At 48.4% G+C, this 3,126-nt stretch carries 2 protein-coding genes and 1 pseudogene; 2 read left to right on the forward strand and 1 reads right to left on the reverse strand.

The genetic code is table 11. The features are described from left to right. Positions 1 to 14 precede the first annotated feature (14 nt). Positions 15 to 905 carry a hypothetical protein gene (locus HUF13_RS17100; protein ID WP_173476225.1) on the forward strand — a complete coding sequence of 297 codons (891 nt, stop codon included), beginning with the start codon at positions 15 to 17 and terminating at the stop codon, positions 903 to 905. Positions 906 to 931: 26 nt separating this feature from the next. On the opposite strand, the gene HUF13_RS17105 is transcribed toward HUF13_RS17100, so the two are convergent. Continuing rightward, positions 932 to 1,840: a LysR family transcriptional regulator gene (locus HUF13_RS17105; RefSeq protein ID WP_173476226.1), complete on the reverse strand. Its 909-nt coding sequence runs from the start codon at positions 1,838 to 1,840 to the stop codon at positions 932 to 934. 194 nt (positions 1,841 to 2,034) lie between these two features. Here HUF13_RS17105 and HUF13_RS17110 point away from each other — a divergent pair. Further along, positions 2,035 to 3,126 (forward strand): annotated as a pseudogene (locus HUF13_RS17110) (5-methyltetrahydropteroyltriglutamate--homocysteine S-methyltransferase); the annotation flags it as partial.

The following is a 3,126-nucleotide window of genomic DNA, read 5'->3' on the forward strand; positions in this document are numbered from 1 at the left end:
TATATTCATGATAAATGAATGGATTTCGCTATTGCATCTTGTGGCTTGTTCTATTCTTCCTTGTCGCTTGCAGCAACGAGGAAAAAGAATTCCTTACGCCTGGGCGATGGGGTGTCGTCTTGGATGTGAATGTCAATGAATATTCGTTGAACGGGATTGTTATTGGTAAGACGATTGACGATATTTCAAATAACAATGATTTGTTAATCAAGCCGCTTGGTAAATCATTGAAAGAAATCAGAAAGGTCGAGCAGGAAAATGCCTTAAGGAAAAAAGTTCCTGCTGAAGAATCGAAGGTAAAAGTCCATTTTGACGAATCCCTTTCGTATGATGTCTTCTATAAAGTTTTTGCGACGTTGGGATTCAACGGTTATACATCGATTCAATATGTGATAGGTTCTAATTTCAAAGAACCGTTTGTCATGGATCCCCCAGAAAGGCATTATTCAATTTTTTCAGAAGATCATGTTGATCCTTTTAGATGTAGTCAGGCGAGAACTCGACGAGCGATTGGGGAGTTTTCAGAAAAGAGACTTCATAAAAAGATTTCTGCTGAAGAAATTGCGGCCAGGCGTGTTAAGGATACGGAATTGCTCATAGAGTGCGCCCGAAGGTATATCGATTTGTCGTTAGCTTTAAAATCCAAAGGGGATTCCCCTTATGTAGTCGGTTTGAATGAAGCGGGCATAATTGATGGAGAAAAATTCTATACCTATCAAAATCTGGATGACGTGTGGAAATTGATAGAAGACCTTCGGCTTAGACGCGCGCTGCAAGATAAAGAAGACCGCAATCAGATACTAGTGGTTCTTGATAAAGACATAATGATCAAAAATCTTGTACCTGTTGTCAAAAAATTAAAAGCTTTTGGCTATAAGATGAATTTTGCATTTATCGGCTCCTAGCGGCCCCCTTTACAGTTGCATCACCATTAGGCGTTGCAATGGTTTTGCAGCGCGGTGATGTATTCCCTGGCGTAGCGCGATAGGGTCACGCCCTTGCGTGTTACGATGCCGATGGTCATCTTGTCGAAAACAGCGAGCGGCTTTGCGATAATCTCCTTGCCGTTCAGCTTATGGCTGATGACGCCGGAGCAGATGGTGTAACCGTCGAGGCCGATCAGCAAGTTGAAAAGTGTGGCGCGGTCACGGACCTTGATGTTGCGCGGGCAGTCGAAATCGATGGCGGTAAGCGGTTCTTCGGCGAAGTAGAAAGAGTTGAAGTTCCCTTGTTCGTAGGTCAGGTACGGGAACGGTTTCAAGTCGGCGAGCGTGATGCGCTCTTTTGTGGCAAGCGGATTCTTGGACGATATGAACACGTGCAGTGGCGTGGTGAACAGCGGTTCGAATACCAGGTTGTTCTTCTGCATCATCTTGCGGATGACTTTCTCGTTCTTGCCGCTCAGGTAGAGAACTCCTATTTCGCTTTTCATCTTGGTGACGTCGTCGATAATTTCGTTTGTCTGCGTTTCGCGGAGCGTGAAGTCGTAGCTTGGGCCGCCGAACTTGCGGATGACATCGACAAAGGCGTTTACCGCGAAGGAGTAGTGCTGGCAGCTTACGGAAAAAATCGTGTTACCGTTTTCACCACCCTTGTAATGTTCCTCGAGGAGGGCCGCCTGTTCCAATACCTGACGCGCATACGAGAGGAATTCGTCACCTTCGTTCGTGATGGTGACGCCCTTGTTGCTGCGGTTGAAAATCGTCACGCCCATCTCTTCTTCAAGTTCATGAATAGCTGCGGTCAGGCTCGGCTGCGAAATGAAGACGCGCTTGGACGCTTCGGTGATGTTCAGGGTGTCGGCTACTGCTACGGCATATTTAAGTTGTTGTAAAGTCATATCAAGGTATTCGGTTGTGAGGTCTACTTCAATGCTTTGAGGTATAAGAAAAGATAGTTTGTTTTTAGTCGTTGCGTTGTACCATAGTTTCAACCTATGGTGAATGCATAAAAAATAGTATTTTACCTATTTCAAAAAAGTGGGTATATTTGCGAGCGAACAAAATAACATGTAAAAAAGGTAGGTAAAACACTATGAGTGCAAAGAAAACATCGGTTATCGGTTTCCCGCGCATTGGCAAGGCTCGCGAACTCAAGTTTGCTAGTGAAAAGTTCTTTAAGGGTGAAGTTTCCGAAGCGGAACTCCAGAAAACTGCCGCTGAAATCCGCCAGTACGGTTGGCAGAAGCAGAAGGCTGCCGGCATCTCGTTCATTCCGTCCAACGATTTCTCGTTCTACGACAACGTTCTCGATACGGCGTTCTTGCTCGGTGCCGTTCCGGCCCGTTACAAGGAACTCGGCCTTTCCGCCCTCGAGACCTATTTTGCCGCGGCCCACGGCTACCAGGGAGCCAAGGGTGACGTCAAGGCCCTCCCGATGAAGAAGTGGTTCAATACGAACTACCACTACATCGTGCCCGAACTCGACGATTCTACCGAGCTCGCCCTCTCCGGCGACGTGAAGCCCCTCCAGGAGTATAACGAGGCCAAGGCTGCTGGCATCCAGACTGTGCCGAGCCTTATCGGTCCCTACACGTTCCTGCGTCTTGCCCGCTACAACGGTAACAAGAAGGCTGCCGCCTTCGCCGCTTCTGCCGTGAATGCTTATTTGAACTTGGTGGAACAGCTTGCGGCAGCCGGAGCCGAATGGATCGCCCTAGCCGAGCCCGCCCTCGTCTTCGATGTGAACGACGAAGAAAAGCAACTCTTCAAGTCTATCTATGCGTTCCTGCTGGAACAGGTCCATGCGAAGACTTCCGCAAAGATTCTCTTGCAGACCTATTTCGGCGATATCCGCGACGTTTATCAGGATGTCGTTTCGTTTGGCTTCGACGGCATCGCCCTTGACTTTGTGGAAGGCCTCAAGTCGCTCGAACTTATCAAGACCGGTTTCCCGAAGAATGCGGTCCTCTTTGCGGGCGTGGTGAATGGCAAGAACATCTGGCGTGCGGATTACGAAAAGAAGATTGCGCTCCTTGCCGAAATCGAGAAGTCCGTGGATGCAGCGAACGTCGTGGTGGGTACCTCTTGTTCGCTGTTGCACGTGCCGTACACCGTTGCTGCCGAGCAGAAACTCCCCGCCGAAACCTTGAAGCATTTCGCCTTCGCCGAAGAAAAACTCGTGGAA

Source organism: Fibrobacter succinogenes (assembly GCF_902779965.1).
Lineage (GTDB): Bacteria > Fibrobacterota > Fibrobacteria > Fibrobacterales > Fibrobacteraceae > Fibrobacter > Fibrobacter succinogenes_F.

Coding starts and splice junctions, on each gene's coding strand:
- HUF13_RS17100 (WP_173476225.1), top strand. CDS start 15: ATGAATGGATTTCGCTATTGCATCTTGTGGCTTGTTCTATTCTTCCTT.
- HUF13_RS17105 (WP_173476226.1), bottom strand. CDS start 1,840: ATGACTTTACAACAACTTAAATATGCCGTAGCAGTAGCCGACACCCTG.